The 24,825-nt window shown below is 65.3% G+C and carries 24 protein-coding genes; 11 read left to right on the top strand and 13 right to left on the bottom strand.

Translation table 11 applies throughout. The features are described 5' to 3' along the window. Positions 1–142 precede the first annotated feature (142 nt). The 5 genes from LY284_RS20850 (at position 143) to LY284_RS20830 (ending at position 5,055) form a co-directional block, all read left to right on the top strand. Positions 143–1,642 (top strand): UdgX family uracil-DNA binding protein, encoded by a 1,500-nt coding sequence (locus LY284_RS20850; protein WP_233387825.1) that lies wholly within the window; start codon positions 143–145, stop codon positions 1,640–1,642. Between the two features lie 144 nt (positions 1,643–1,786). Further along, a complete protein-coding gene (locus tag LY284_RS20845; protein WP_053569323.1) occupies positions 1,787–2,281 on the top strand; it encodes a hypothetical protein in 495 nt (164 codons plus the stop codon). 307 nt (positions 2,282–2,588) lie between these two features. Next, a complete protein-coding gene (locus tag LY284_RS20840) occupies positions 2,589–3,182 on the top strand; it encodes a glycosyltransferase family 9 protein (RefSeq protein ID WP_233387824.1) in 594 nt (197 codons plus the stop codon). 26 nt (positions 3,183–3,208) lie between these two features. Next, the gene (locus LY284_RS20835) at positions 3,209–3,370 is read left to right on the top strand and encodes a hypothetical protein (RefSeq protein WP_167350998.1); all 162 of its coding nucleotides are present in this window, start codon (positions 3,209–3,211) and stop codon (positions 3,368–3,370) included. A 143-nt stretch (positions 3,371–3,513) separates the two neighbouring features. Beyond that, positions 3,514–5,055 carry a methyl-accepting chemotaxis protein gene (locus LY284_RS20830; protein WP_233387823.1) on the top strand — a complete coding sequence of 514 codons (1,542 nt, stop codon included), beginning with the start codon at positions 3,514–3,516 and terminating at the stop codon, positions 5,053–5,055. 9 nt (positions 5,056–5,064) lie between these two features. Here the strand turns inward: LY284_RS20830 and LY284_RS20825 are convergent, their stop codons facing one another. Together LY284_RS20825 and LY284_RS20820 are read right to left on the bottom strand one after the other, a co-directional pair. Then, complete coding sequence (locus tag LY284_RS20825; RefSeq protein ID WP_233387822.1) at positions 5,065–6,261, bottom strand: M20 aminoacylase family protein; 1,197 nt, start codon at positions 6,259–6,261, stop codon at positions 5,065–5,067. Between the two features lie 101 nt (positions 6,262–6,362). Further along, positions 6,363–7,850, bottom strand: coding sequence for a PLP-dependent aminotransferase family protein (locus LY284_RS20820; RefSeq protein WP_233387821.1), 1,488 nt, complete (start codon positions 7,848–7,850; stop codon positions 6,363–6,365). 136 nt (positions 7,851–7,986) lie between these two features. Between LY284_RS20820 and gabT the strand changes: the two genes are divergently transcribed. Together gabT and LY284_RS20810 are read left to right on the top strand one after the other, a co-directional pair. Then, on the top strand, positions 7,987–9,270 hold the full coding sequence (gene gabT / locus LY284_RS20815; RefSeq protein WP_233388408.1) for a 4-aminobutyrate--2-oxoglutarate transaminase: 1,284 nt from the start codon (positions 7,987–7,989) through the stop codon (positions 9,268–9,270). Between the two features lie 685 nt (positions 9,271–9,955). Beyond that, positions 9,956–11,404 carry an NAD-dependent succinate-semialdehyde dehydrogenase gene (locus tag LY284_RS20810; protein ID WP_233387820.1) on the top strand — a complete coding sequence of 483 codons (1,449 nt, stop codon included), beginning with the start codon at positions 9,956–9,958 and terminating at the stop codon, positions 11,402–11,404. A gap of 67 nt (positions 11,405–11,471) precedes the next feature. Here LY284_RS20810 and LY284_RS20805 read toward each other — a convergent pair whose 3' ends face one another. Continuing rightward, a complete protein-coding gene (locus LY284_RS20805; RefSeq protein ID WP_233387819.1) occupies positions 11,472–12,083 on the bottom strand; it encodes a hypothetical protein in 612 nt (203 codons plus the stop codon). A gap of 255 nt (positions 12,084–12,338) precedes the next feature. On the opposite strand from LY284_RS20805, the gene LY284_RS20800 reads away from it, so the two are divergent. Next, complete coding sequence (locus LY284_RS20800; protein ID WP_233387818.1) at positions 12,339–13,502, top strand: metallophosphoesterase; 1,164 nt, start codon at positions 12,339–12,341, stop codon at positions 13,500–13,502. 205 nt (positions 13,503–13,707) lie between these two features. Here LY284_RS20800 and LY284_RS20795 read toward each other — a convergent pair whose 3' ends face one another. The 6 genes from LY284_RS20795 to LY284_RS20770 all read right to left on the bottom strand — a co-directional run bounded on the left by LY284_RS20795 (position 13,708) and on the right by LY284_RS20770 (position 18,275). Next, positions 13,708–14,214, bottom strand: coding sequence for a hypothetical protein (locus tag LY284_RS20795; RefSeq protein ID WP_233387817.1), 507 nt, complete (start codon positions 14,212–14,214; stop codon positions 13,708–13,710). 132 nt (positions 14,215–14,346) lie between these two features. Then, on the bottom strand, positions 14,347–15,393 hold the full coding sequence (locus LY284_RS20790) for a patatin-like phospholipase family protein (protein WP_233387816.1): 1,047 nt from the start codon (positions 15,391–15,393) through the stop codon (positions 14,347–14,349). A gap of 61 nt (positions 15,394–15,454) precedes the next feature. After that, positions 15,455–16,036 (bottom strand): hydrolase, encoded by a 582-nt coding sequence (locus tag LY284_RS20785; protein WP_233387815.1) that lies wholly within the window; start codon positions 16,034–16,036, stop codon positions 15,455–15,457. Positions 16,037–16,059: 23 nt separating this feature from the next. Then, entirely contained in the window at positions 16,060–16,545 is a 486-nt protein-coding gene (gene msrB / locus LY284_RS20780; RefSeq protein ID WP_233387814.1) for a peptide-methionine (R)-S-oxide reductase MsrB, read from the bottom strand. Positions 16,546–16,590: 45 nt separating this feature from the next. After that, on the bottom strand, positions 16,591–17,352 hold the full coding sequence (locus LY284_RS20775) for an ABC transporter permease (protein ID WP_014251249.1): 762 nt from the start codon (positions 17,350–17,352) through the stop codon (positions 16,591–16,593). Then, the gene (locus LY284_RS20770) at positions 17,349–18,275 is read right to left on the bottom strand and encodes an ABC transporter ATP-binding protein (RefSeq protein WP_014251250.1); all 927 of its coding nucleotides are present in this window, start codon (positions 18,273–18,275) and stop codon (positions 17,349–17,351) included. The genes LY284_RS20775 and LY284_RS20770 overlap by 4 nt, the downstream gene beginning before the upstream one ends. A 131-nt stretch (positions 18,276–18,406) precedes the next feature. Here LY284_RS20770 and LY284_RS20765 point away from each other — a divergent pair, with 131 nt between their 5' ends. Next, a complete protein-coding gene (locus LY284_RS20765; RefSeq protein ID WP_233387813.1) occupies positions 18,407–18,886 on the top strand; it encodes a 2,4'-dihydroxyacetophenone dioxygenase family protein in 480 nt (159 codons plus the stop codon). A gap of 115 nt (positions 18,887–19,001) precedes the next feature. Beyond that, positions 19,002–19,853, top strand: a complete 852-nt coding sequence (locus tag LY284_RS20760) for a 3-hydroxybutyryl-CoA dehydrogenase (RefSeq protein ID WP_233387812.1) — start codon at positions 19,002–19,004, stop codon at positions 19,851–19,853. Here LY284_RS20760 and LY284_RS20755 read toward each other — a convergent pair. After that, positions 19,850–20,788, bottom strand: coding sequence for a glutathione S-transferase family protein (locus LY284_RS20755; protein WP_233387811.1), 939 nt, complete (start codon positions 20,786–20,788; stop codon positions 19,850–19,852). The genes LY284_RS20760 and LY284_RS20755 overlap by 4 nt on opposite strands. A 118-nt stretch (positions 20,789–20,906) precedes the next feature. Here LY284_RS20755 and LY284_RS20750 point away from each other — a divergent pair, with 118 nt between their 5' ends. Continuing rightward, entirely contained in the window at positions 20,907–21,827 is a 921-nt protein-coding gene (locus tag LY284_RS20750; protein WP_045455862.1) for a LysR family transcriptional regulator, read from the top strand. On the opposite strand, the gene LY284_RS20745 is transcribed toward LY284_RS20750, so the two are convergent. Genes LY284_RS20745 through LY284_RS20735 form a run of 3 tightly spaced genes read right to left on the bottom strand, consistent with a single transcriptional unit; the run spans position 21,824 to position 24,800 of the window. Continuing rightward, positions 21,824–22,459, bottom strand: coding sequence for an ankyrin repeat domain-containing protein (locus LY284_RS20745; RefSeq protein ID WP_233387810.1), 636 nt, complete (start codon positions 22,457–22,459; stop codon positions 21,824–21,826). The genes LY284_RS20750 and LY284_RS20745 overlap by 4 nt on opposite strands. Continuing rightward, positions 22,456–23,061, bottom strand: coding sequence for a cytochrome c (locus LY284_RS20740; RefSeq protein WP_041731848.1), 606 nt, complete (start codon positions 23,059–23,061; stop codon positions 22,456–22,458). The genes LY284_RS20745 and LY284_RS20740 overlap by 4 nt, the downstream gene beginning before the upstream one ends. Further along, positions 23,061–24,800 carry a PQQ-binding-like beta-propeller repeat protein gene (locus LY284_RS20735; protein ID WP_077158863.1) on the bottom strand — a complete coding sequence of 580 codons (1,740 nt, stop codon included), beginning with the start codon at positions 24,798–24,800 and terminating at the stop codon, positions 23,061–23,063. The genes LY284_RS20740 and LY284_RS20735 overlap by 1 nt, the downstream gene beginning before the upstream one ends. Positions 24,801–24,825: the final 25 nt, after the last annotated feature.

The following is a 24,825-nucleotide window of genomic DNA, read 5'->3' as shown; positions in this document are numbered from 1 at the left end:
TCAGCAATGACCGTTCCCATCTCTCGCCACATCGAAACGCCGCATATAGGGGCACGACCGTCTTTAAATAATTGCCACAAAGCAGCGGACGTCGCTAGAATTACTGTATGGATATACAGTACTTTTCTGATTCCCCTTGCCGATGAAAAGCGTCATCCTCGATCCGTCGTTTGCTGCCTGGCGTACCGAAGCGCGCAACCTGCTCATGGAAGGCGTGCGGCCGGAAGACGTGTTTTGGCGAGAAACCGACGCATCGGCAACGGTGTTCGGCTCCATCGATCCGCCCGCGCCCGGCTCGGTGGACCCGAACGCGAAGAAGCCGGTCAAGATCGCGCGCGAATTCCTCGCCATGCTCGAAACGGCGGCGTGCTATCGCGCGCCGGACCGCTGGCCGTTTCTCTACAGGGCGCTGTGGCGCTGGACGCAGGGCGACCGCGCGATCGCGTCGCCGCAAGACGCGGAAGGCCTGCGGCTGCATCGCATGATCGAATCGGTCGAGGCGGAGGAGCGCGAAATGCGCAAGGTGCTGCGCTTTCGTCATCGCGACGCGTCGCTCGGGCCGCCCGAGTTCATCAGCTGGTTCGAGCCGGTGCACGACCTGCTGGAGCATGCCGCGATGCACTTCGCCACGCGCATGGGCAACGCCACCTGGATGATCGCCACGCCGCACGGCGCGGCCTTCTGGGACGGCGCGCTCCTGCGCGTGGACCGCACGAGCGAGCCGGAGGAAAAGCCGATGGACTTCGGCGACACCGCAATGAGCGGCGAGGCGGTGAGCGGCGACGCCATCGAGGCGCTCTGGCTCGCTTACTACGAAAGCACCTTCGCGCCCGCGCAGGAAAACGCCGCCGAAATGGCGTCGCACATGCCGGTGCGCTACTGGAAAAGCCCGGAGAACGCGCGCACCGATCCCGCGCTGATTTCCCGCGCCGATCCGTATTCGCGGCGCGACCGCCATCCGCGCAACGTGCCGTCCGAGATGGAAGTGGCCATCAACACGGATCTGGAGCCGATCAAGGGCACGCTGCTCACGGAGCCGCCGTCGCTCGACGCGTGCAAGCGCTGCGCGCTCTGGCGCAACGCGACGCAGGCCGTGCCGGGCGTCGGCCCCGCCGATGCGCGCGTGATGCTGGTCGGCGAGCAGCCGGGCGATCAGGAAGACCGCGAGGGCAAGCCGTTCGTCGGCGCGGCGGGCAAGCTGCTCGACGAGGCGCTCGCCGAGGCCGCGCTGCCCCGCGCATCGCTTTATCTGACCAACGCGGTGAAGCACTTCAAATGGGAAGCGCACGGCGAGGAGCGCGCGCATCTCGCGCCCGCGCAGCGCGAGCGCGAGGCCTGCCGCTTCTGGCTCGAGGAAGAACTGAAGCGTATCGCGCCGAAGGTCGTCGTCGCGCTCGGCGCAACGGCGTTGAAGGCGCTCACGGGGCATCGCACGGCGCTGTCCGAGTATCTAGGCAAGACCATCGAGCACAAGGGGCACATCATCGTGCCGACCTATCACCCGTCGTATCTGATGCGCCTCACCGACGACAAAGTGCGCACGGAAGTTTTCGGGACGATCGTCGAGGCGCTCGTGTTCGCGCAGCAGATCGCGGACGGCATCGCGACCATCCGCACGCCGGTTGCGGACCGTACGCGCTAAAGCGAGCGCGTCGAAAAGCGCCCAAATGAAACAGGAAGCAACAGGACGAAACAAGTCGAAAGCGCCGTCAACGTTCCTGTAAGCCGCGCGTTATACCGGTGTCGCGCCGCCCTGGCGCTTACCGATGGTCCCGACTACACCCATATGGCCGCTCTCCCGCTCGAAGAACTCCGTCGTCAACAATCGCTTATCGCGCTCGTGCCGAAATCGGCGGGACAATTGAAGACCGAACGCGAGCGCATCGTCGCGCGCCTGCAACTGCTGCTCAAAGCGACGATCGCCCTGGCGCTCGCCGGCGCGGCGCTGATCGCGTGGCTGCCGTTCTCGCCGGTGCCGCACGAATTCCGCTTCGGCGTGCAGGAAGTGCTCGGCGTCGCGGTGTTCGCGTCGTGCCTGTTCATCCTGCACGAGCGCGCCGAACTCGAACTTGGCCTTTACGACTACGAGCCGGTCGAGCAGACCACGCAGGGCGAATTGCGCGCGCTGCTACACCGCGTGCCGGAAGGCGTGTCGTATCAGGAAGCGCTCGCCGCCGACCGGCGCACCTTCGTGACCGGCGAAGTCGACGGCATCCGCCGCCGCGCCGAAGCGTTCACGCCGAAGACGCTGCCCGCCGACGACGGCAACGCGGAAACCTGAAACGCCGCGCTGCCCGCAGGCCGCGCAACGAGCCGCCGCCCCGCATCGCGAGGCGGCGGCTTTTTACATCGGCGCGGAAAATCGCCGCGCCTTGACGAGCGCCGCCGCGGCTCCTTCAATACGTGACAGATGCTGTCATCGACGCTCAAACTGTCACGGTCCGGGATGCATTCTGTCTCCGTGGGCGCGCGCCGCCCCATGCGGACGGGCCGTGAACCATGCGGGCACGGCGGGTGCTTGCCAAGCGCCTGGCCCTTCGCGAATCCGCGGACATCGAAACGAGGCCACGCCACTTGCAGGAGCCAGGATGCGAGCCACTCCCCTTTCCAGCTTGAGCGACGAATTCGCGCCCGCGCTCGTCCCGGACGAGCCGAGCGCCATGCCGTGCGCGAACGCCGGCGCGCCGTCCGATGCCGATTACGACGCGCTCGCCGCGTTCCACGGTATCGAGCGCGAACGCCTGGTGCTGATCCATCCGGGCAGCCATCGCGATGCGCCCGCGTGGCCCGCCGAGCGTTACGCCGATGTCGCCGACCAGCTCGCCGCGGACGGCTGGCAGATCGCGATCGTCGGCGACGCGCCCGATCCCGAGCGCACCGCCGGCGTCCTCGGCGCGATGCAGACGGCCGCGCTCTTTCTCGCGGGCGCGGTCGCGCCGCGCACCTTGCCGCGCCTCATCGCCAACGCGCGCCTGCTGGTCTCCGACGACGCCGCCGCGTCCTCGCCCATCGGCGCGGCCCGCGCGCTCGGCACACCGCATATCGCGCTCGACGAGCTTCCGCGCGACACCGGCAGCGACGCGATCGCCGCCCGCGCGCGCGCCGCGCTCTCGAACACCGGCGACGCGCATCCGGGCGAGCCGTTCACGCTGCACATGCCCGCGGCGCACGAGTCCGCATAGCGCCGAATCACCTTTCGGGGGACATCATGAACTTCGACATGCAGACCACGCCCATTCCGGATCCCATCGCGGACCCGAACCGCGACCCGGAATCCGATCCGTTCAGGCCGCCGTCGCCGGGGCATCGGCCGGACGAGCCGCAGCATCCCGACGCGCCGCCGGACAAGGACCCGATCCGGCGCCTTTGATCTGAAGAAACGCCCGCCCGGTCATCCGGGAATTCCCGCCCTACAACCCGCCGCGCCGCCTGCCGTAAAGCGGACATGCGGCGGCATGCGCCGTCGCACAAGGTATAGACAACGCAAAAGGCGACGGGCGCACTATGAACAGAATGACGTTGAACAAAAAGCTCGGCTCGCTGATCGCCGTGCTGTGGATCGGCTTGATCGCGATCGGGATCATCGGGGCGTGGCAGAACCGGACGTCGATGATCGACGACCGCAAGGAGCAGTTGAAGACCCTCGTCAACGAGGCGCACGCGATCACGGCGCATTACGCGGCGCTCGCGGCGAACAAGACGATCACCGAAGAAGAAGCGAAAAAGCGCGCGCTCGAAGTGGTCGGCGCGATCCGCTACGGCACGGACGGCTATCTCTCCATCAACGATTCGCGTCCGAAGATGGTGATGCATCCGATCAAGCCCGGCATGGTCGGGCAGGATCTGTCGACGTACACGGACCCGGCGGGCAATCGCCTGTTCGTCGATATCGTGAAGGCGGGCGATCAGCCCGGCGGCGGCTTCGTCAGCTATCTGTGGCCCAAGCCGGGCAGCGACAAGCCGGTCGGCAAGCTCTCGTATTCCCAGCGCTTCGCGCAGTGGGACTGGTATCTCGTCACCGGCATGTACATGGACGACGTGCAGAGCGCGTTCTACGCGAGCGCGCTGCGCTGGCTCGCGATCACGGCGCTGCTCGGCGGCATCGCGACGGCGGCGATGCTGATCGTCCTGCGCAGCATCAAGCGCAATCTCGGCGGCGAGCTGGAGCTCGCGGTCGGCGCGGCGCATCGCATCGCGCAGGGCGACCTGACCGCCGCCGTCGACGTGCAGCCGAACGACACGACCAGCCTGTTGCACGCGCTCAGCGTGATGCAGCGCGGGCTCGTGGAAACGGTCGGGCGCGTGCGCAACGGCACGGAAAACATCAACGTGGGCGCGTCGGAAATCGCCGCGGGCAATACCGACCTGTCGCAGCGCACCGAGGAGCAGGCGGCGGCGCTCGTGCAGACCGCGTCGAGCATGGACCAGATGACCGCCAACGTGAAGAACAACGCCGAAAGCGCGGCGCAGGCGGCGCGTCTCGCGGAACAGGCGGCGGACGTGGCGACGCGCGGCAGCGGCGTCGTCGATGACGTGATCGACACGATGACGCGCATCACGGCGAGTTCGCAGCAGATCGGCGACATCATCGGCGTGATCGACGGCATCGCCTTCCAGACGAACATTCTTGCTTTGAACGCAGCGGTCGAGGCGGCGCGCGCGGGCGAACAGGGACGCGGCTTCGCGGTCGTCGCGGCGGAAGTGCGCAGCCTCGCGCAGCGCTCGGCGACGGCGGCGAAGGAAATCAAGGCGCTCATCGAGACTTCGACGCAGACGGTGGAGCAAGGCGCATCGCTCGTGTCGAACGCCGGCGCGACGATGACCGAGATCGTGCAGTCGGTGCGCCGCGTCAACGAGATTCTCGACGAGATCAGCCACGCATCGCGCGAGCAAAGCGCGGGCATCGAACAGGTGAACCGCGCGGTCGTGGAGATGGATCAAGTGACGCAGCAGAACGCCGCGCTCGTCGAGGAGGCCGCCGCCGCCGCGCATTCGCTGAAGGATCAGGTGGACGTGCTGCGCGAGGCGATCGGGAGTTTCAGGTTGCCGGCGTGAGGGCTTCGATCACGCGAGGAACCGCTCCACCAGCCGCGCCCAATAAGCCGCCCCCACCGGCAGATTCTTGTCGTTGAAATCGTAATGCGGGTTGTGGACCATGCAGCCGTCCTCACCCGCGCCGTTGCCGATGCGCAGGAACGAGCCCGGCCGTTCCTGCAGCATGAACGCGAAATCCTCGCTGCCCATCAGCAGATCCGCGTGCGCGACGACATTCTCCTCGCCCACCAGCTCGCGCGCCACCTGAATCGCGAACTCCGTTTCGGCGTCGGAATTCACGACGACCGGATAGCCTTCCAGATACGTGACCGTGGCCTTCGCGCCGTAGCTCGCGGCCTGCGCTTCGACCAGTTCCTTGATGCGGCGCTTGAGCAGTTCACGCGTTTGCGGGCTGAACGAACGCACCGAGAGTTCGAGCGTCGCGCGGTTCGGAATGACGTTGTTGACCGTGCCCGCGTGCATCGAGCCGACGGTGACGACCGCCGGCTGCGCCGGATCGACATTGCGCGCGACGATCGTCTGCAGCGCCATCACGATGCTCGCCGTCACGACCACCGGATCGACGCACAGATGCGGACGCGCCGCGTGCCCGCCGACGCCCTCGATCGCGATCGACACCTGATCTCCCGCCGCCATGAACGGCCCCTTGCGAAACAGGAACGTGCCCGGCTGCGCGCCCGGATGGTTGTGCACGCCGAACACGGCGTCGCAATGAAAACGCTCGAAGAGCCCTTCCTTGATCATCTGCTGCGCGCCGCTCGGCACGCCGTGCTCTTCCGCCGGCTGAAAGTACAGATGCACCGTGCCGTTGAAGCGCCGCGTGCGCGCGAGATGGCGCGCGGCGCCAAGCAGCATCGTCGTGTGGCCGTCGTGGCCGCATGCGTGCATCTTGCCGTGCGTCTCGCTCGCCCAGGGCTTGCCGCTCTGCTCGATGATCGGCAACGCGTCCATGTCCGCGCGTAGGCCGATACTTTTCGCACCGCCGCCCGCTTTCAGCGTGCCGACGACGCCCGTGCCGCCGACGCCGCGCGTCACCGCCCAGCCCCAGTCTTCGAGCCGCTCGGCGACGAGCGCCGCGGTGCGCGTCTCTTCGTACGAGAGTTCCGGATGGCGGTGGATGTCGTGGCGAATCTCGCGCAACGCGGGCGCGTCGTCGGACAGATCGGCAATGACGGTGAAGGGTCGGTCGGATGAAGCGGTCGTCATGAAAAAGCCCTCGATGCGGTACAGGGAAAACGGCGCACATGATCCTCCACATGCGCGCGCGTTTCCAGTGTTCGCGCGAAATTTCGGTCGAATTGGCAAAATCAGCGCAAAAAGCGGTCGATGACGCCGGCGAGTTTCTCGAAAGCCGGCGCGATATCCTCGTCCGGCACGCAGGCATAGCCGATCAGCAAGCCCGATTCCGCGTCCAGCCGATGCGCGTAATACCCCGACAGCGGCCGCACCACAATGTTCTCTTCGAGCGCGGCGGCGGCGAGCGCGCGATCGTCGACGTGTCGCGGCAGCTTCAGCACGAGATGTAGCCCGGCATCCCCGCCCGCGATGGCGAGCGTGTCGCCGTAGCGCTGCGCGATCGTCGCGAGCATCGTGTCACGCCGCTGGCTGTAGAGCGCGCGCATGCGCCGGATATGCGACGTGAAATGCCCTTCTCCGATGAATTCCGCGAGCACCGCCTGCTGCAGCAGCTGCCCTTCGCGATAGAGCTCGGCGCTCGCCGTGGCGAAGCTCTCCGCGAGCGCCTCCGGCACGACCACATAGCCGATGCGCAGCCCTGGAAACAGCGTCTTGCCGAAGCTACCGACATAGATCACCTGGCCGGCCGTGTCCATGCCCTGCAGCGACGCGAGCGGGCGGCTGCCGTAGCGGAACTCGCTGTCGTAGTCGTCCTCGACGATCCAGCAGCGATGCTGGCGCGCATATTCGAGCAGCATGCGGCGGCGCGCGAGGCTCATCACCATGCCCAGCGGATACTGATGCGACGGCGTGACGAGCATCAGCCGGGGCGGCGCGGCCAGATCGGCGGGGGCGGGCGCGATGCCTTCGGCGTCGACGGGAATCGCCTTGAGATCGAGCCCCGACACCTGCAGCACGCTGCGCACGCCCCAGTAGCACGGATCTTCGGTCCAGATCGTGTCGCCGGCATCCGCGAGGAGGCGCGCGGCGAGATCGATCGACTGATGGATGCCGGTCGTCACGACGATCTGTTCCGGCGTGCAGCGCACCGAGCGCGACGTGCGCAGATAGTCCGCGAGCGCGTGGCGCAGGCCCGCGTGGCCGCCGCCGGGCGCGTAGGTCAGAAGCTCCGGGACCGGCTTGCGCCAGTATTTCGCGTGCAGCCGGTTCCACACGCGCGACGGAAACCGCGACACGTCGGGCACGCCCGGCATGAACGCGCCGCCCTGGCGCCTGGACACGCCCGCGCCCGCGATCAGCCGCGACCCGCGCGCGGAGAGCGTCGATTGCGCCGCGGCGCGCGTGCTTTCGGCCGTGGGCGCGTCGTCGAAGAGGATGTCGTCGGGCGCGCTGTCCGCGACGAACGTGCCGCGCCCCGTCGCCGACGACACGTAGCCTTCGAGCGCCAGTTGCTCGTACACCTGCGTGACCGTGTTGCGCCCGACACCGAGTTCCGTCGCAAGGAGCCTCGACGACGGCACTTTTGCGCCCGCCGCCAGCTCCCGCGTGAGGATCGCCTGCTGCAAAAGCCGATGCAGTTGCCGGTAGATCGGCTGGCCGTTCGTGCGGTCGATGCGCTGCGCGAGCCAGTCCGAAAGCACACTTGCGCGCGTGGACATCGATTGGCTCCTATAGATTTATTGAAATGGCTCTGAACTTAAGGGCCAAATCTTACTATAGTCGTCACTGTGTTCGATTCGGCCTCGCCGACCCATCCGCTACCGCTTCAAGGAGAATCCCGCCGTGACCAGCAATCTGAAGAACGCCGCCCTGCAAGCCCGCAAAAATGCCGCGACCCCGCGCGGCGTCGGCGTGATGTGCGATTTCTACGCGGCGCGGGCCGAGAACGCGGAACTGTGGGACGTCGAGGGCCGGCGCTTCATCGATTTCGCGGCGGGCATCGCGGTGTGCAACACGGGGCATCGTCATCCGAAGATCGTCGAGGCGATCCGCGCGCAGCTCGACTGTTTCACGCACACCGCGTATCAGATCGTGCCGTACGAATCGTATGTGTCGCTCGCGGAAAAGATTTCCGCGCGCGCGCCGTCCACGTATCCGAACAAGACCGCGTTTTTCACGACCGGCGCGGAAGCCGTCGAGAACGCGGTGAAGATCGCGCGAGTCGCAACGGGCCGTCCGGGCGTGATTGCCTTCACGGGCGGCTTTCACGGCCGCACGCTGATGGGCATGGCGCTGACCGGCAAGGTCATGCCGTACAAGATCGGCTTCGGGCCATTCCCGTCGGACGTGTTTCACGCGCCGTTTCCCAATGCGCTGCACGGCGTGTCGGTGGACGATTCGCTGCGTGCGCTCGAGCATCTGTTCAAGGCCGATATCGACCCAACGCGCGTCGCGGCGATCATCTTCGAACCCGTGCAGGGCGAAGGCGGCTTTAATCCGGCGCCGGTCGAATTCGTGCGCGGCCTGCGCAGGATTTGCGACGAGCTTGGCATTCTGCTCATCGCCGATGAAGTGCAGACCGGCTTCGCGCGTACCGGCAAGCTTTTCGCGATGGAGCACTACGATGTCGTCCCCGATCTGATGACGATTGCGAAGTCGCTGGCGGGCGGCATGCCGCTGTCGGGCGTCGTCGGGCGCGCGGACATCATGGACGCGGCGGCCCCCGGCGGTCTCGGCGGCACGTATGCGGGCAATCCGCTGGCGGTGGCGGCGGCGCACGCGGTGCTCGACATCATCGACGAGGAAGCACTGTGCGAACGCGCTGTCGTGCTGGGCGACAAGCTCAAGGCGAAACTCGAATCGCTCAGGCGCGATGTGCCGCAGATCGCGGATGTGCGCGGGCCTGGCGCGATGATCGCGGTCGAGTTCTGCACGCCGGGTTCCAATGATGCGGATGCTGCCTTTGCCAAGTACGTGCAGACGCGCGCGCTGGAGCGCGGGTTGTTGCTGCTCGTGTGTGGGGTGTATTCGAACGTCGTTCGGTTCTTGTTTCCGCTCACGATTCAGGATCAGGTTTTCGATGAGGCTTTGGGGATTCTTGAAGAGGTTTTGATGGAGAGTGTTGGCGTGGCGGTTTGATTTTTTTTCGCCGGATCCCGTTTTCGCCGGATCCCGTTTTCGCGTTGGTTTATTAGCACTGCCCCTGTGCGGGGCGGCACCTACTTTCTTTGCTGCTGCAAAGAAAGTAGGCAAAGAAAGCAGCTTCTCACCGCCCGCGGTCACACGCACGTTGGGCATTCTTCTCCTCGGGGAACGGCCCTCGCCTAACGAGTGCCCCCATAGGCCCAATCGGGCTTGGATCGCGCACGGTCTGACAACCCATAACTCTAAGCGCGCTGGTGCAGCACGAAATAGCTTCGGCACAGCGCTGCGCGCTGCCGTGGGGTATGCAGGGGAAAACATCGTTACGCACGCGCGCGCGATTGACCCATCGGCCGCGAAGCGGGCTGGAGCTTGAAATGGCTGTACCAATGAATTAAGTGGCGCGATGTGACGGACCGTGCGCGATCCAAGCCCGATGGGGCCTTCGAGGGCGACACTTAGGCGAGGGCCGTTCCCCGAGGAGAAAAGTGGCCAAACTGCGTGTGACCGCGGGCGGTGAGAGAGCTGCTTTCTTTGGTGACTTTCTTTGCAGCAGCAAAGAAAGTTACCCCCGCCCCGGGGAGGGGCAGTGCTAATAAACCAACACGAATACGGGATCCGGCAACAAAGCAAACGCAAACGCAAACGCAAACCCCACCCCCACCGCCCAAAAGGCAAAAAAATGCACCTCCAAGACCCAACCCTCCTGCGCCACGAAGCCTACATCGCCGGCGAATGGCAACAATCCAGCGACGGAAAAACCTTCGCCATCACGAACCCGGCCACCGGCGAATCGCTAGGCACCGTCCCCCTCATGGGCGCAAGCGAAACAAAACGCGCGATCGAAGCCGCCAACACCGCCTGGCCCGCCTGGCGCAAGAAAACGGCAAAGGAACGCGCCATCATCCTGCGCCGCTGGTTCGACCTGATGACGGAAAACGCCGACGATCTCGCGCTCATCCTCACCACCGAACAAGGCAAGCCGCTCGCCGAAGCAAAGGGCGAAATCGCCTACGCGGCATCGTTCATCGAATGGTTCGCGGAGGAAGGCAAGCGCGTCGCCGGCGATACCCTCGCCTCGCCCGCCGCCGACAAGCGCATCGTCGTGACGAAGGAGCCGATCGGCGTCTGTGCCGCCATCACGCCGTGGAACTTCCCCGCCGCGATGATCACGCGCAAGGTGGGACCCGCGCTCGCGGCGGGTTGCCCGATCGTCGTGAAGCCCGCCGAAGCCACGCCCTTTTCCGCGCTCGCGCTCGCCGTGCTAGCCGAACGCGCCGGCATTCCGAAGGGCGTGCTCAGCATCGTGACCGGCGACCCGAAAGCGATCGGCGGCGAAATGACGAGCAATCCGATCGTGCGCAAGCTGTCGTTCACCGGCTCGACCGCGGTCGGCCGCCTGCTGATGGCGCAAAGCGCGCCGACGGTCAAGAAGGTGACGCTGGAACTCGGCGGCAACGCACCGTTCATCGTGTTCGACGACGCCGATCTCGACGCCGCCGTGGAAGGCGCGGTCGCGTCGAAATATCGCAACAGCGGCCAGACCTGCGTCTGCACGAACCGCTTCTTCGTGCACGAGCGCGTCTACGATGCTTTCGCGCACAAGATGGCGGCGGCGGTCAAAGGGCTCAAGGTCGGGCGCGGCACGGAAAGCGGCGTGCTGCTCGGCCCGCTCATCAACGAAGCGGCCGTGCAGAAGGTCGAGTCGCATATCGAGGACGCGCTCGCAAAAGGCGCGTCGCTCGCGTCGGGCGGCAAGCGTCACGCGCTGGGTCACGGCTTCTTCGAGCCGACCGTGCTGACAGGCGTCACACCCGAAATGAAAGTGGCGAAGGAAGAAACCTTCGGTCCGCTCGCACCGATCTTCAAGTTCTCGTCCGACGATGAAGTCGTGCGCCTCGCCAACGACACCGAGTTCGGCCTCGCCGCGTACTTCTATAGCCGCGACATCGGCCGCATCTGGCGCGTGGCCGAAGCGCTCGAATACGGCATGGTCGGCATCAACACGGGACTGATCTCCAACGAAGTGGCGCCGTTCGGCGGCGTGAAGCAATCGGGCCTCGGCCGTGAAGGCTCGCACTACGGCATCGACGATTACGTCGTCATCAAGTATCTGTGCATGGCTGTTTGATCGCCCAAAGAAAAGGCCTCGGCATTCGACATGCCGAGGCCATTCTGCCTAAGACAGCGCGCGCGTCTTAATTCGAAGCAGTCGCCGCGGGCGGCGTCACCTTGACCGCCATCGCTGCCACGTACACCGCGTGAACCTTGTCGCCGTTCTTCAGCTTGCTCACGTCGACGTCTTTCGCGATATCGAGACTCATGATGTGCAGCGGGCCGCGCAGCGTGATCGTGCGCTTCGCCGCATCGACCTTCACGACCGTCGCGAGCACTTCGACCTGGCGCACCGCATCGAAACCGGCGACGACGTTCGCCCCCGAAGCGGGCGCAACCACGGTCGTGTCGACGCGAGCGCGGTCGCTCTTATCGGCCGCCGTCGATTTGCTGATGTCCATCAGCAGCGCATTCTTGTAATACACGTCCACGATGTCGCCGACCTTCAGCTTGTCGAAATTCGTGGCTTGCTTACCCACCGGCAACATGACGTCGCCGTTCTGGTCCTGCAGCATCAGCACACGGTTGGCCGTGTCGATGCCTTTGATGACCGACTGGAGATGAACCGGATTCTCCGACATCGCGACTTGTTCGGCCGTCTTCGCGAGCGCATCGCTCTGTGCGAACGCGGAACCGGTCGATGCTGCCATCGCGGTTATTGCCAGGATGGACATTGCGCGCAGTTTCATGTTCATGCTTTCCCTCTATTTAGATTTGCATTGCTAATTTTTGAGATTGACAATGCGATTACAGAAACAAAAACGGAGGATTTATACCGCCCTACACATGTAAAAGTCCAAATACCGGTCAATTTGTTGCAATCCAGCCGATGCGCCGCATCGGTGCACCGGCGGCGCGGACTTTTCCTACCGGGTAGAATCGGCTCTGACTCTGGCGCAGCCGTCCTTGATGCGCCTTCTTGCCGCTTCTTCGATCCTCTCTGGGGCGCTATGCGACGCTCGGCTTTCTTTCTCCGCTTCATCGGCATCGGCATTCTTTTTCATCTCTACGTCGGCGTGCGGCTCATTCCGGACGCGCCCGTCGGCGTGCCGCTCAAGGCGCTGGCGGCGGTGCTGCTCGCGGCGTCGGTCATTCTCATTCCGCTCGGCATGGCGGCGCGTCAGATCGAACCGCCGTCGCTCGCCGATCGCCTCGCCTGGTTCGGGCTCACCGCGCTCGGCTTTTTCTCCTCGCTGCTTCTTCTGACCTTCGCGCGCGACGTGATGCTCTTCTTCGTGCATCTTCTCGACTGGCTGCGTGGCGTGCCCGTCGGTTCGCCGCGGCTCGTGGCGTACAGCGCGCTCGCCGTGCCCATGCTCGCCGTGCTGTTCTCCGCGATCGGCTTCTATAATGCGCGCCGGCGCGCGCCGGTCGTCAGCGTGGATGTGCCCATCGACGACCTGCCGGCCGCGCTCGATGGCTTCACCATCGTGCAGATCAGCGATATTCACGTCGGGCCGACGATCAAGCGTCACTACGTGGAGCGCATCGTCGCGGCGGTGAACGGGCTCGAACCGGATCTGATCGCCGTGACGGGCGATGTCGTCGATGGCACCGTGCCCAATCTCGCCGACCACACGCGCCCGCTCGCGGGTCTCTCCGCGCGGCACGGCGCGTTTCTCGTCACCGGGAATCACGAGTACTACTCGGGCGCGGACAAGTGGATTGCCGAATTTCGCCGCCTGGGGCTGAACGTGCTGCTCAATCAGCATGTGGTGCTGAACCACGACGGCGCGCAAGCCGTGGTGGCGGGCGTCACCGATTACAGCGCGGGCAGCTTCGATCCCGCACATCGCAGCGATCCGGCGAAGGCGATCAGCGGCGCGCCGGCCTCCGCTGCCGTGCGCGTGCTGCTCGCGCATCAGCCGCGCAGCGCCGCCGCGGCGGCCGAAGCGGGTTTCACCTTGCAGCTTTCGGGACACACGCACGGCGGCCAGTTTCTGCCGTGGAATTTCTTCGTGCGCCTGCAGCAACCGTTCGTCGCGGGGCTCGAAAAGGTGGGTGGACTGTGGGTCTACACGAGCCGCGGCACCGGCTATTGGGGACCGCCGAAGCGTCTGGGCGCGCCGTCCGAAATCACGCGGGTCCGGCTGGTTCCGTCGACGCCGGCATGACGCGGGCGACGGCATAAAAAAAGGACGCGCGCCGCGATTGCGACGCACGTCCTGTGCGCTCGGGGGAAAGCGCTGCGTCCGGACAAGGGGATGAACGGACGCGCTCGACATGACGGGCGGGGCCCCGCCAGTGAGTGATACAAAATTAATTGAGCCGAAAAAGCGGGACCATCAGAATTGTCCTAAAGAGCCACGCCGATTATGGCTACTTTTGTGATGGCGTCGGGCGGTTGTTCAAGGTATCGACCCGGACCGTCGCGCCGCTTGCAAGCGTGCCCGCCTGACGCGCATCGCGCGCGCGTACCTCGATCGGCACATTGTCGGCGTCCTTCAGCATGACGACGCCCGTGGCGGCGTCGACGCTCGTCACTTGCGCAACGAAACGCTTGTCGCCGGGGATGGCCTGCTGGAGCGGCGCATGCCCGACGGGTGTCAGCGTCACGGGTTGAAGCGCCGAACTCTTGATGCGCGTGCCGAGCGGCAGCTTGTCGAGGTCTTGCATGGCCGGGCTCACATTCAATTGCGTCGAGACGCCTTGTGCGTTCACGACCGTGACACGATGCGCGCTCGCATCGACCGCCTTCACCTCGCCGATGACCTGCACGACCATCTGCCCTTCGATGGACGATGCGGCGCGGTCCGCCATCGCGTGGGTGCCGTATAGCGCGATCAGTGAAGCCGCAAGCATGCGTCCCAGTGTCTTCGTGTTCATGATTTTTCCTTCGTGCCGTTTGTCATGCAAATCGAAGGATAGGATTGTGCCGACGAATCCGCCATTCGTATGACGCAAGCGCGCGAAATTTTGTGGCAGACGCGTTGGTGCTTGCCTACTGACAAGGTGACGCTAGCGCTTCGGCGACACCGCCGCGGGCGTCGTCGCGTAGACGCTCTTGTGCGGAGCGGTGCCTTCTCTCGGCCAGTCCGAGCGCGCGTCGAAAAACCATTCCGCGCGCTCGCGGCCCTTGCGGATCAGCGCATGCAGCAGCGCGGGATTGCGATCGAGCTTCGACGCATAGTCGAGCGGCCCGGGATAATCCTTCGCGTCGAGATGCATCTGCACGACGCGAACCTTGATCGGCTTGTAACGTTGTGCGAGCGATGCATCGGTCTTGAGCCATTCATTGACGCGCGTCGTGAAGTACAACTCCTGACCGAGCGCGAGATTGCCCGCGAGCTCGTTGCGCCGGTCGATGATCTCGTTCATCGACTCGGGCAATTCCCGGCGATGCTGCGGATTGATCTGCACTACCCATATTTCGTCGGGTCGCATGTCCTTCGCGAAATCGGTGAACTCGCGCACGGGCGGGTTGCTGCTGAAGAGGCCGTCCCAGCACATGCGCCCGTCCGCCGCGACCGCGCGATACAGCGGCGGCACCGCGGCCGATGCCACCAGTTGGTCCTGATCGAGCCTGTCGCCGGGAAAGATCACGCGGTCGCCCGTGCGCACGTCGGTCGCGCCGACCAGCAGTGTGGGTTTCGCGCGCTGCTCCGGCGCCGCAGGCAAAGACGCGAACGGCAGATGCCGGTCGAGCAGCTCGCGCAGGCGCTCCTCGGCGACGGGCGGATACAGATAAGGGCTAATTTCGGCATTGACGGGCAGCCGCGCGTACCAGGTGCCGAGCGCGTTGGCGACGATATCCGGCCCTTCGCGCGCCTCCAGATCCTTCCAGAAGGCGGCGAGGCGCCGTCTGGCGTCGGCGGGGCCGCCCAGCAGCAAGCCCGCCCACGCAAGCGCGCTGCACATCGCGCCGCCCGAGGTTCCCGACAGCGCGACGAGCTCGAAGCGGCCGAAGCATTCGCCGCTCAAGAGCCGGTCCAGCACGCCCGCGGCGAACGCCGCATGGCTGCCGCCGCCCTGACACGCGATCGCTACTTTGGGAATCGCCGCCATCGCCGCACCTCCCGCGTCCGTCGATATGAGACGTACGCTACAGCATAGGCGACGCGCGCCGCTATGCCAGCGCCGCCAGCACCTGCTGCGTCGAACGGATCCGGCCGATGCGCGGAAAAATGGCGCGGAGCGTGGATTCGTGCGTGTCGGCGCGCAGGTCGCTCATCGCGTCTTCGACGAAGATCTGCTCGTAGCCGCGCTCATGCGCGCCGCGCGCGGTCGTATCGACGCCGATCGCCGTCGCGATGCCGCCCAGCACGATCGTATCGATGCCGCGCCGGCGCAGATGCGAATCGAGGTCCGTGCCGTAAAACGCGCCCCACTGCCGCTTGGTGACGACGATATCCGACGCCTCTGCGCCGAGTTCCGCGCATAGCTCGCTCCAGCCCGCGGGCTCCGGCGTTTCCTGCGCCTGCCCCGCGTCGGTGATCGGGCGCAGGCCGCCCGGCGCGTTCGGAAACGCCACTTTCACGAGCACGACCGGCGCGCCGAGCTCGCGGAAACGGTCGGCGAGCGCGCGCGCGTTGGCAAGCACGCTCGCGGCGTCGTGAGGCTGCACGGGCAAGGCGGCGATGCCCTTCTGCAAATCGATCAGCACGAGCGCCGTCTTCGCGGCATCGAGCTTGAGTTCGGGTGCGTTCATAGGAAAGCCGGAAGAGGAATGGATTATTGCGGGCTGTCGGGCCGGAATTCGAGCGCCGCGCCGTTCATGCAGTAGCGCAGGCCCGTGGGCTTCGGGCCGTCGTCGAAGACATGGCCGAGATGACCGCCGCACCGCCGGCAATGCACCTCGTTGCGCATGTGGCCGGTCGCCTCCGCGTGCATCGCGACGGCGCCGTCGAGCGGTTTCCAGAAACTCGGCCAGCCGGTGCCGCTCTCGAATTTCGTCGCCGATGAGAACATCGCCAGGCCGCATCCGGCGCACGCGTAGACACCGTCGCGGCCTTCCTTGAGCAGCGGGCTCGCGAACGGCGGCTCGGTACCGCCGCGCCTGAGCACGCGATATTGCTCGGAGGACAGGCGTCGCCGCCAGCCGGCGCTGCCGTGATCGATTTCGTACGGCCGGGCAGGCGCCGCATGGGCCGGACCGCCGGCGAACGCGGCCGCCATCGCATCGAGGAAATTGCGCTTCGTGCGTTTCATGATTTTCATCCGATGAACGCCCTCATGCCCGGCCGCCGCGCGAGGCGCGCCGCCTTATGATTTGAGCCGGTATCCGGTCCGGAAAATCCACGCGACGATCGCGATGAATACGGCCAGAAACACCAGCGTCATGCCGAAACTCACGCCGACTTCGACATCGGCGAGCCCGTAAAAGCTCCAGCGAAAGCCGCTGATCAGATACACGACCGGGTTGAACAGCGCCACGGTCTTCCAGAACGGCGGCAGGATGTTGATCGAATAGAAGCTGCCGCCGAGAAACGTGAGCGGCGTGACGATCAGAAGCGGAATGATCTGCAGCTTCTCGAAACCGTCCGCCCAGATGCCGATGATGAACCCTAGCAGGCTGAACGTCACGGAGGTGAGCAGCAGAAACACGATCATCCAGACGGGATGGTCGATTCTGAGCGGCACGAAGAGTCCTGCCGTCAGAAGAATGATCAGCCCGAGAATGACGGATTTGGTCGCGGCCGCGCCCACGTAGCTCACGACCAGCTCGAAGTACGACACCGGCGCGGACAGCAGCTCGTAGATCGTGCCGGTGAACTTCGGAAAATAGATGCCGAAGGACGCATTCGCGATGCTTTGCGTGAGCAGCGACAGCATGACGAGGCCGGGCACGATGAACGCGCCGTAGCTGATGCCGTCCACTTCCGGAATGCGCGAGCCGATGGCCGCGCCGAACACGACGAAATAAAGCGACGTGGAAATGACCGGCGACACGATGCTCTGCATCAGCGTGCGCCCGGCGCGCGCCATCTCGAAACGGTAGATCGCGCGAACGGCGTATAGATTCATTTGGCTTCCCTGACGAGGCTCACGAAGATGTCTTCGAGCGAGCTTTGCGTCGTTTGCAGATCCTTGAAACGCACGCCGGCTTCGTCCACGTGCCGCAACAGCGCGATGATGCGGCCAGGTTCGTCGTGCGCGTCATACGTATAGGTGAGCTCGTTGCCGTCCGCGGAGCGCGCGAGCCCGTAAGGCGCGAGCGGCGCGGGAATGTCGGCGAGCGGATTCTCGAGCTGCAGAGTGAGCTTTTTCTGCCCGAGCTTGCGCATGAGCTCGCGCTTTTCCTCGACGAGCACGATCTCGCCGCGATTGATCACGCCGATGCGGTCCGCCATCTCCTCCGCTTCCTCGATGTAATGCGTCGTCAGGATGATGGTCACGCCGTTGCTCTGCAGTTCGCGCACGAGGCCCCACATGTCGCGGCGCAATTCGACATCGACGCCCGCGGTGGGCTCGTCGAGAAAGAGAATCTCCGGCTCGTGCGCGAGCGCCTTCGCGATCAGCACGCGCCGCTTCATGCCGCCCGAAAGCGTCATGATCTTGTTATCCTTCTTCGCCCACAGCGACAGCGACTTCAGCACTTTCTCGATGTACGCCGGGTTCTTCGGCCGCCCGAACAGCCCGCGGCTAAACGACACGGTCGCCCAGACGGTCTCGAAGGCGTCGGTAGTCAGTTCCTGCGGCACGAGGCCGATCATCTCGCGCGCGGCGCGATAATCCTTGACGATATCGTGCCCGGCGACGGTGACGGCGCCCTCGCTCGGATTCACGATGCCGCAGACGGTGCTGATGAGCGTGGTCTTGCCCGCCCCGTTCGGGCCGAGCAGCGCGAAAATTTCGCCGCGCCGGATCTCCAGATTCACGTCCCGAAGCGCGCGGAAGCCCGACCCGTAGGTCTTGGACAGGTTGGAAACGGTGATGATGGTTGGCATGGCGTGGACGATAGCAGATACCGCGCGATCCGGCTTGGTCGGCAGGGCTCGTCCCGGGTTGTCCATTCAGCCGATGTTCGACATGCGCCGCGCTGCCTACAATGCACTGCTGAATGCAAGGAGCCGACATCATGCTGTTCGAACAGATCCACACCACCTGCCTCAACGACGCCGACCTGCCGTGGGTGCCGTTCACGCCATACAGCGAGCGCGTGCTCGTCAAGTATTTCAAGCTCGATCCCATCCGCGGCGAAGTCGTCGCGCTGATCAAGGCGCCGGCCAAAGGCCAGATGCCGCGGCATCGGCATACGGGCACGGTGATCGTCTACACGGTCGCGGGAAGCTGGAAGTATCGCGAGCACGATTGGATCGCGAGGCCGGGCAGCGTCGTGTACGAAACGGCGGGATCGAGCCACACGCCGGAGGCCTTACCACCGGATTCGGGTGGCGCGGATATCGTCACGCTCAATATCATTCAGGGCGAACTGCTTTTCGTGGACGACAGCGACCGGGTGCTCGCCGCCGAGAACTGGAAGAGCGGCTGGGACCGTTACGCTGCCTTTTGTCATGCAAACGGCATCGCGCCCAAGGATTTGACGGCTTTCGGGTAACGTCGCGGCCCCCGTCGCTGGGTAGAATCGTTCTTTCGGAATCGCGGCTACGCGCATTCGACCATTTCCGGTTTGCCGGCCGCTCGCGCCGGCGCAGATTGAGGAGGAGCACAGCATGAAGATTCAGACCGTCGGCATCGTCGGTGCGGGAACCATGGGCAACGGCATCGCGCAGGTCGCGGCCGTCGCGGGCTTCAGGGTCGTGCTGATCGACGTCACCGACGCCGCGCTCGCGAAGGGCGTCAAAACGCTGACGGGCAGCCTGGAGCGGCTCGTGTCGAAGGACAAGCTGGAGGCCGCCGCGCGCGACGCCGCATTGAAGCGCATCGAGACCTCGACCGACTACGCGCGCCTCGCGGAGGCCGACATCGTCATCGAAGCCGCGACCGAGAACGCGGAACTCAAGAACCGCATCCTGAAGCAGATCGAAGAAGCCGCGCGGTCCGATGCGATCATCGCGTCGAACACGTCGTCGATCTCGATCACCGCGCTCGCGGCGACGCTCGCCACGCCGGAGCGCTTCATCGGCATGCACTTCTTCAATCCGGTGCCGCTCCTGCCGCTCGTCGAAGTCATCCGCGGCGTGCAGACGAGCGACGAAACCGCCGCCGCCGTGCGCGAGCTCACCGAAAAGGTCGGTAAATCGCCGATCGGCGTGCGCAACTCGCCAGGCTTCGTCGTCAACCGCATTCTCGTGCCGATGATCAACGAGGCGTTCTACGTGCTCTATGAAGGCGTTGCGAGCGCGGAGGAAATCGACGCGGGCATGAAGCTCGGCGCGAATCATCCGATCGGCCCGCTCGCGCTCGCGGACCTGATCGGCCTCGACGTGTGCCTTTCCGTGATGGACGTGTTCCTCAAGGACTTCGGCGATTCCAAGTACCGCGCGTGCCCGCTGTTGCGCGAGCTGGTCGCGGCGGGACGCCTCGGGCGCAAGACGAAGCGCGGCGTGTATCAGTACGACTAGGCGGCAAAATCGAGCACCGGTCCGGCGGGCACGATGCCCGTCGGATTGATCGTGCGGTGGCTCTGGTAGTAATGCCCCTTGATGTGCTCGAAATTCACCGTCGCGGCGATGCCCGGCATGCGGTAGATCTCGAGCAGGTATCTCGACAGATTCGGATAGTCCGCAATGCGCCGCAGATTGCACTTGAAGTGGCCGACATACACGGCGTCGAAGCGCACGAGCGTCGTGAAGAGCCGGATGTCCGCTTCCGTGAAGCGCTCGCCCGTGAGGTAGCGGCGCGTCTCCAGCCGTTCTTCGAGCATGTCGAGCGTGTCGAAAAGCGGCATGACCGCTTCTACGTAGGCAGCTTGCGTCGTCGCGAAGCCCGCCTTGTAGACGCCGTTGTTGACCGTGTCGTAGATGCGCGCGTTGAGCGCGTCGATTTCTTCACGCAGGTCGGGCGGATAGTAATCGCCCGGTTTCGCGCCAATGCCGTCGAACGCCGAATTCAGCATCCGAATGATTTCCGACGACTCGTTGTTGACGATCGTCCCGCGCATCTTGTCCCACAGGATCGGCACGGTGACGCGCCCGCTGTAGCGCGCGTCGGCGGCGGTGTAGACCTCGTGCAGATAGCGCGCGCCGTTGATCGTATCGGGCGCGACACCCGGGCCGTCGTCGAAAGTCCAGCCGTTTTCCAGCATCAGCCAGTTGACGACCGATACGTCGATCATCGCGTCCAGCCCCTTCAGCGCGCGCATGATGAGCGTGCGATGCGCCCACGGGCACGCGAGGCTCACGTACAGGTGATAACGCCCCGCCTCCGCCCTGAAGCCGCTTTCGCCGTCCGCCGTGACCTGGTTGCGAAACGCGGCGTCCTTGCGCACGAAGCGCCCGCCCGTGGACGACGTGTCGTACCACTTGTCCTGCCATGTCCCATCGACGAGAAGTCCCATCTTTCTGCTCCCTTGAGTCGCCTTCGCGCGCGCAATCCGCGCGCCCAAGCGAATGATGGACCATCACATGCCGCTTGCCGTACGATCGTCCCGATGAAATCGTTCGATGGAGCCGAACATGTTGTCGGAGGAAGAACTCTCGCTGCTCGACGCGATCCGCGAAACCGGCAGCCTGTCGCGCGCGGCGGCGCGGCTCGGCAAGGCGCCCTCGACGGTTTCCCATGCCGCGCGGCAGCTCGAAACGCGCTTCGATGCGCTGCTGTTCGACCGGCGGCGCTATCGCCTGCAACTGACGCCCGCCGGCCATCTGCTCGCCGACGAAGCCGCGCGCCTCATGCTCGACGTATCGCGGCTTGCGCAACGCGTGAAGCAGATCGCGAGCGGCTGGGAAGACCGGCTATGGATCGTCTGCGATGAAATCCTCGAATTCGAGACGCTGCTGCCGGTCGTGCAGGCGTTCGATGGGCTCGATTCCGGCGTGGCGCTGCGCCTCACGCACGAAGTGCTCTCCGGCACCTGGGAAGCCTTGCGCGACGGCCGCGCGGACCTGATCGTCGGCGCGACCAACGAGCCGCCGGCGATTCCCGGCCTGCGCTGGTTCGAGCTCGGCGTGATGCAATGGACGTTCGCGGTCTCGCCGCGCCATCCGCTCGCGAAGTTGAACGAGCCGCTCAGGCGCGAGCAGATCGCGGCGCATCGGGCGGTGGTCGTCGCGGATTCGTCGCGTTCGGCGGGACGCGCTTACGGCGTGCTCGGCGGACAGGCCGCGCTCGCGGTGCCGACGATGCGCGCGAAAATCCTCGCGCAGCGGCAAGGGCTCGGCACGGGCTGGGTGCCGCGGCATCGCGTGCAAACCCTGCTCGCGCGTGGCGAACTCGTCGAAAAGGAAACCGCCGATCCGCGCGAGCCGAACGTGCTGTACGTCGCGTGGCGCGGCGACCACGAAGGCCGCGCGCTGCAATGGTGGATCGAGCAGTTGCGCCAGCCGCGTCTCGCGCAGCGTCTCGTCGAGGGCATCGACGCCTTTGCCCAGGCCTAGCCGCTCGACAGCAACGCCGCGACATGCGTCGAGCCGGTCTGCTCGGCGATGTCCTTCGCCGTCATGCCGCGGTCGTCGCGCAGATCGCGTCGCGCGCCGCGGGCGAGCAGCATCGACGCCGTTTCCTCGCGATCGTAGCCCGCCGCCCACATCAGCGCCGTGAGGTGATTGCGATACGCCGCGTTCACGTCGACGCCCGCATCGAGCAGACGCTGCACGACGGCCGTGTGCCCGCGCCCGGCCGCATACTCGATCGCCGTCTTGCCGACGCGGTCGGTCGCCATCACATCGGCGCGATGCGCGATCAGAAGCGCGGCGATTTCGTCGTTGCCGTCGAACGCGGCGGCCATCAGCGGCGTGATGCCTTGCACGTCCGCCTGGCTCACGTTCGCGCCGCGCTCGATCAGCATGCGCGCCATCGGCGTCGAGCCCTTCTTGCACGCGCTGATGAGCGGCGTGTCGCCGATGCGGTTGCGTGAATCGATGGCCGCGCCTTCGTCGAGCAGACGCGTGACGGCCGCCTGATCGCCTTCCCTCGTGGCGGCGAGCAAGCGTTCGTTGAGCGCGTAGGCGTCCTGCTCGGCGTGGGCGAGCGCGCAAACCAGCATCATCGAGAAAACGAGCGCCCTCATTGCAGATTCGCGATGTAGTTCGCGAGATTCTGGATATCCGCGTCGGTCAGGTTCTTCGATACGCTCGTCATGTTGCCCGCGTCGTTCGTGCGCTTCCTGTCGCGGAAGTCCTGCAACTGCTTGACGATATACGGATACTGCTGCCCCGCGACGCGCGGAATCTCGTTCTGCCCGGTGAAGCCGCCGAGATGGCACATCGTGCAGAGAATCTCCTCCGACTTCTTTCGGCCCGCTTCGACCTTGACCGGGTCCGCCTTGAAATCGGTGGCGATGGGTTTCTGCGCGGCGAAGTAATCCGCGAGCGCGTGCATGTCGTCGGGCGTGAGGTTTTCGACCATCGGCGACATGCGCGGATCGCTGCGGCGGCCCGCCTTGAAGTCGCGCAGTTGCAGATAGAGATAGCGCGAAGTCTGCCCCGCGAGCGACGGATAGTCGCCCGTCGTCGAGTTGCCGCCGAGCCCGTGACACGTCGTGCAGATGGCGGCCTTCGCCGCGACGTCGCCCGCCGCGCGCGAGAACGACGGCAGCGACAGCAGCAGGCACGCGGCGAGCCACAGCGCGTACACCAGCCAGACACGCTTACGTTTCGAACGCGTCATCATCAAGGCAGCGCGAACACGAGCACACTGTTGCCGCGCTTGAAGTCGAGCTGCGTGTTGCCGCCCGCGGCGACCGCGATGTACTGCTTGCCGTTCACGGTGTACGACACCGCCGGCGCATTCACCCCCGCGCCGCACTGGAACTCCCAGAGCTTGCGGCCCGTCGCCGCGTCGAAGGCGCGAAAGAGCCCGTTGCCCTCGCCGTTGAACACGAGCCCGCCCGCGGTCGCGAGCACGCCGCCGATGAGCGGCTGCTCCGTCTTGAAGCCCCACGCGATCTTGCCCGTATCGACATTCACCGCGACGAGCCGGCCCCACTGCTGCTCCGAGGGAATCACCTTGAAGGCGCCGCCGAGCCAGATCTTGCCGCCGGGATACGCCGCTTCCTCGACCTGATACGTCATCGGCTGATGCAGGTTCGCCGCGTAAGCGAGGCGCGTCTTCGGGCTGAAGGCCATCGGCGACCATTCGACGCCGCCGTTCGCGCCCGGCAGCATGCGCGCGCCGTTGGGCGTCGGCAAGGTCCATACGCCTTCCTGCGGAATCATCGCTTCGGAGACGCGGATCAGTTTGCCGTCGCGGCGATCGTGCACGTAGACGAAGCCCGTCTTCCCGCCGTGGATGATGCCGGGAATCATCTGCCCGTTCCGGTCTTTCACGTCGATGAGAATCGGCGGGCTGGCCGCGTCGAGATCCCACACGTCGTGCGCGATGTACTGATAGTGCCACTTGTACTTGCCGCTATCGAGATCGACCGCGACGAGCGAATCGGTGTAGAGATTGTCGCCGGGGCGAATCGCGCCATACAGATCGGGCGACGGATTGCCCACCACGAAATACACCGTGCGCGTCTGACGATCGATCGCGGGTGCCATCCACACGCCGCCGCCGAGCGTCTTCGTGAACTCCGTGCCCTTGTCCGCGAGCGTCTTTTTCTCCGCGGCGATGTCGCGCTTCATGTTGCGGCCCACGGCGTCGTTCTCGGCCCACACGCCTTCGCTGCCCGTGTCGGGGATCGTGTAGAAAGTCCACAGCAACTGGCCGGAGTTCGCATCGAACGCCTTCACGAAGCCGCGTATGCCGTACTCGCCGCCGTTCGTGCCGATAAGCACCTTGTCTTCGACGACGACCGGCGCCATCGTCTCCGAATAGCCGAGCTCGGGATCGGCGATCTGCGTCGACCAGAGCTCGCCGCCGGTCTTCGCATCGAGCGCGACGAGCTTCGAATCGAGCGTGCCCATGAAGAGCCGGTTGCCCGCAATCGCGACGCCGCGGTTGTTCGGTCCGCAGCAGAAGGTCGTAACCGGCCCCATCTTGTGCTTGTAATGCCAGAACTCCTTGCCCGTGACCGCGTCGATCGCATAGACGTGGTTGTACGACGTGGTGAGGAACATGACGCCGTTCGAGATAATCGGCGCGGTTTCCATCGACTCCATCACCGCCGTCTGGAAGATGAACGCCGGTTTGAGCTTCGCCACGTTCGACGTGTTGATCTGCGTCGCGGGCGCGAAGCGCGTCTCGGCATACGAGCCGTTCGAATGCAGCCACGAAGCGCTGTCGCCCGCGGCGCCGTCGAGTTGCTGCTGCGAGACCGGCCGCAACGCCGATGGAACCGGCGAGGCTTGAGTCGTGTTGGCGTTCTGGATTTCGTCGGCGGCCAGGACTCCGGGCGATGTCACGATCCCGAAAGCACCGATGGCGACAATGAAAGGAACGAGCGAAGTGCGGGAAAAACCGGCCATGACAGTCTCCCAAATCGTTCTTGTA

This window comes from Caballeronia sp. PC1, from assembly GCF_021353155.1.
In the GTDB taxonomy this organism is placed as follows: domain Bacteria; phylum Pseudomonadota; class Gammaproteobacteria; order Burkholderiales; family Burkholderiaceae; genus Caballeronia; species Caballeronia cordobensis.
Note: the sequence above shows the minus strand (reverse complement) of the source record. Positions and strands in the feature narration are given on the sequence as shown.

Excerpts from the sequence above, each read along its gene's own strand:
- LY284_RS20735 (WP_077158863.1), bottom strand. The coding sequence starts at position 24,800 with ATGGCCGGTTTTTCCCGCACTTCGCTCGTTCCTTTCATTGTCGCCATC.
- LY284_RS20795 (WP_233387817.1), bottom strand. The coding sequence starts at position 14,214 with ATGAACACGAAGACACTGGGACGCATGCTTGCGGCTTCACTGATCGCG.
- LY284_RS20805 (WP_233387819.1), bottom strand. The coding sequence starts at position 12,083 with ATGAACATGAAACTGCGCGCAATGTCCATCCTGGCAATAACCGCGATG.
- LY284_RS20835 (WP_167350998.1), top strand. The coding sequence starts at position 3,209 with ATGAACTTCGACATGCAGACCACGCCCATTCCGGATCCCATCGCGGAC.
- LY284_RS20845 (WP_053569323.1), top strand. The coding sequence starts at position 1,787 with ATGGCCGCTCTCCCGCTCGAAGAACTCCGTCGTCAACAATCGCTTATC.
- LY284_RS20840 (WP_233387824.1), top strand. The coding sequence starts at position 2,589 with ATGCGAGCCACTCCCCTTTCCAGCTTGAGCGACGAATTCGCGCCCGCG.
- LY284_RS20830 (WP_233387823.1), top strand. The coding sequence starts at position 3,514 with ATGACGTTGAACAAAAAGCTCGGCTCGCTGATCGCCGTGCTGTGGATC.
- LY284_RS20765 (WP_233387813.1), top strand. The coding sequence starts at position 18,407 with ATGCTGTTCGAACAGATCCACACCACCTGCCTCAACGACGCCGACCTG.
- LY284_RS20740 (WP_041731848.1), bottom strand. The coding sequence starts at position 23,061 with ATGATGACGCGTTCGAAACGTAAGCGTGTCTGGCTGGTGTACGCGCTG.
- LY284_RS20755 (WP_233387811.1), bottom strand. The coding sequence starts at position 20,788 with ATGGGACTTCTCGTCGATGGGACATGGCAGGACAAGTGGTACGACACG.
- LY284_RS20820 (WP_233387821.1), bottom strand. The coding sequence starts at position 7,850 with ATGTCCACGCGCGCAAGTGTGCTTTCGGACTGGCTCGCGCAGCGCATC.
- LY284_RS20850 (WP_233387825.1), top strand. The coding sequence starts at position 143 with ATGAAAAGCGTCATCCTCGATCCGTCGTTTGCTGCCTGGCGTACCGAA.
- msrB (WP_233387814.1), bottom strand. The coding sequence starts at position 16,545 with ATGAAAATCATGAAACGCACGAAGCGCAATTTCCTCGATGCGATGGCG.
- LY284_RS20810 (WP_233387820.1), top strand. The coding sequence starts at position 9,956 with ATGCACCTCCAAGACCCAACCCTCCTGCGCCACGAAGCCTACATCGCC.
- LY284_RS20775 (WP_014251249.1), bottom strand. The coding sequence starts at position 17,352 with ATGAATCTATACGCCGTTCGCGCGATCTACCGTTTCGAGATGGCGCGC.
- LY284_RS20790 (WP_233387816.1), bottom strand. The coding sequence starts at position 15,393 with ATGGCGGCGATTCCCAAAGTAGCGATCGCGTGTCAGGGCGGCGGCAGC.
- LY284_RS20770 (WP_014251250.1), bottom strand. The coding sequence starts at position 18,275 with ATGCCAACCATCATCACCGTTTCCAACCTGTCCAAGACCTACGGGTCG.
- LY284_RS20745 (WP_233387810.1), bottom strand. The coding sequence starts at position 22,459 with ATGAGGGCGCTCGTTTTCTCGATGATGCTGGTTTGCGCGCTCGCCCAC.
- LY284_RS20825 (WP_233387822.1), bottom strand. The coding sequence starts at position 6,261 with ATGACGACCGCTTCATCCGACCGACCCTTCACCGTCATTGCCGATCTG.
- LY284_RS20750 (WP_045455862.1), top strand. The coding sequence starts at position 20,907 with ATGTTGTCGGAGGAAGAACTCTCGCTGCTCGACGCGATCCGCGAAACC.
- LY284_RS20800 (WP_233387818.1), top strand. The coding sequence starts at position 12,339 with ATGCGACGCTCGGCTTTCTTTCTCCGCTTCATCGGCATCGGCATTCTT.
- LY284_RS20760 (WP_233387812.1), top strand. The coding sequence starts at position 19,002 with ATGAAGATTCAGACCGTCGGCATCGTCGGTGCGGGAACCATGGGCAAC.
- LY284_RS20785 (WP_233387815.1), bottom strand. The coding sequence starts at position 16,036 with ATGAACGCACCCGAACTCAAGCTCGATGCCGCGAAGACGGCGCTCGTG.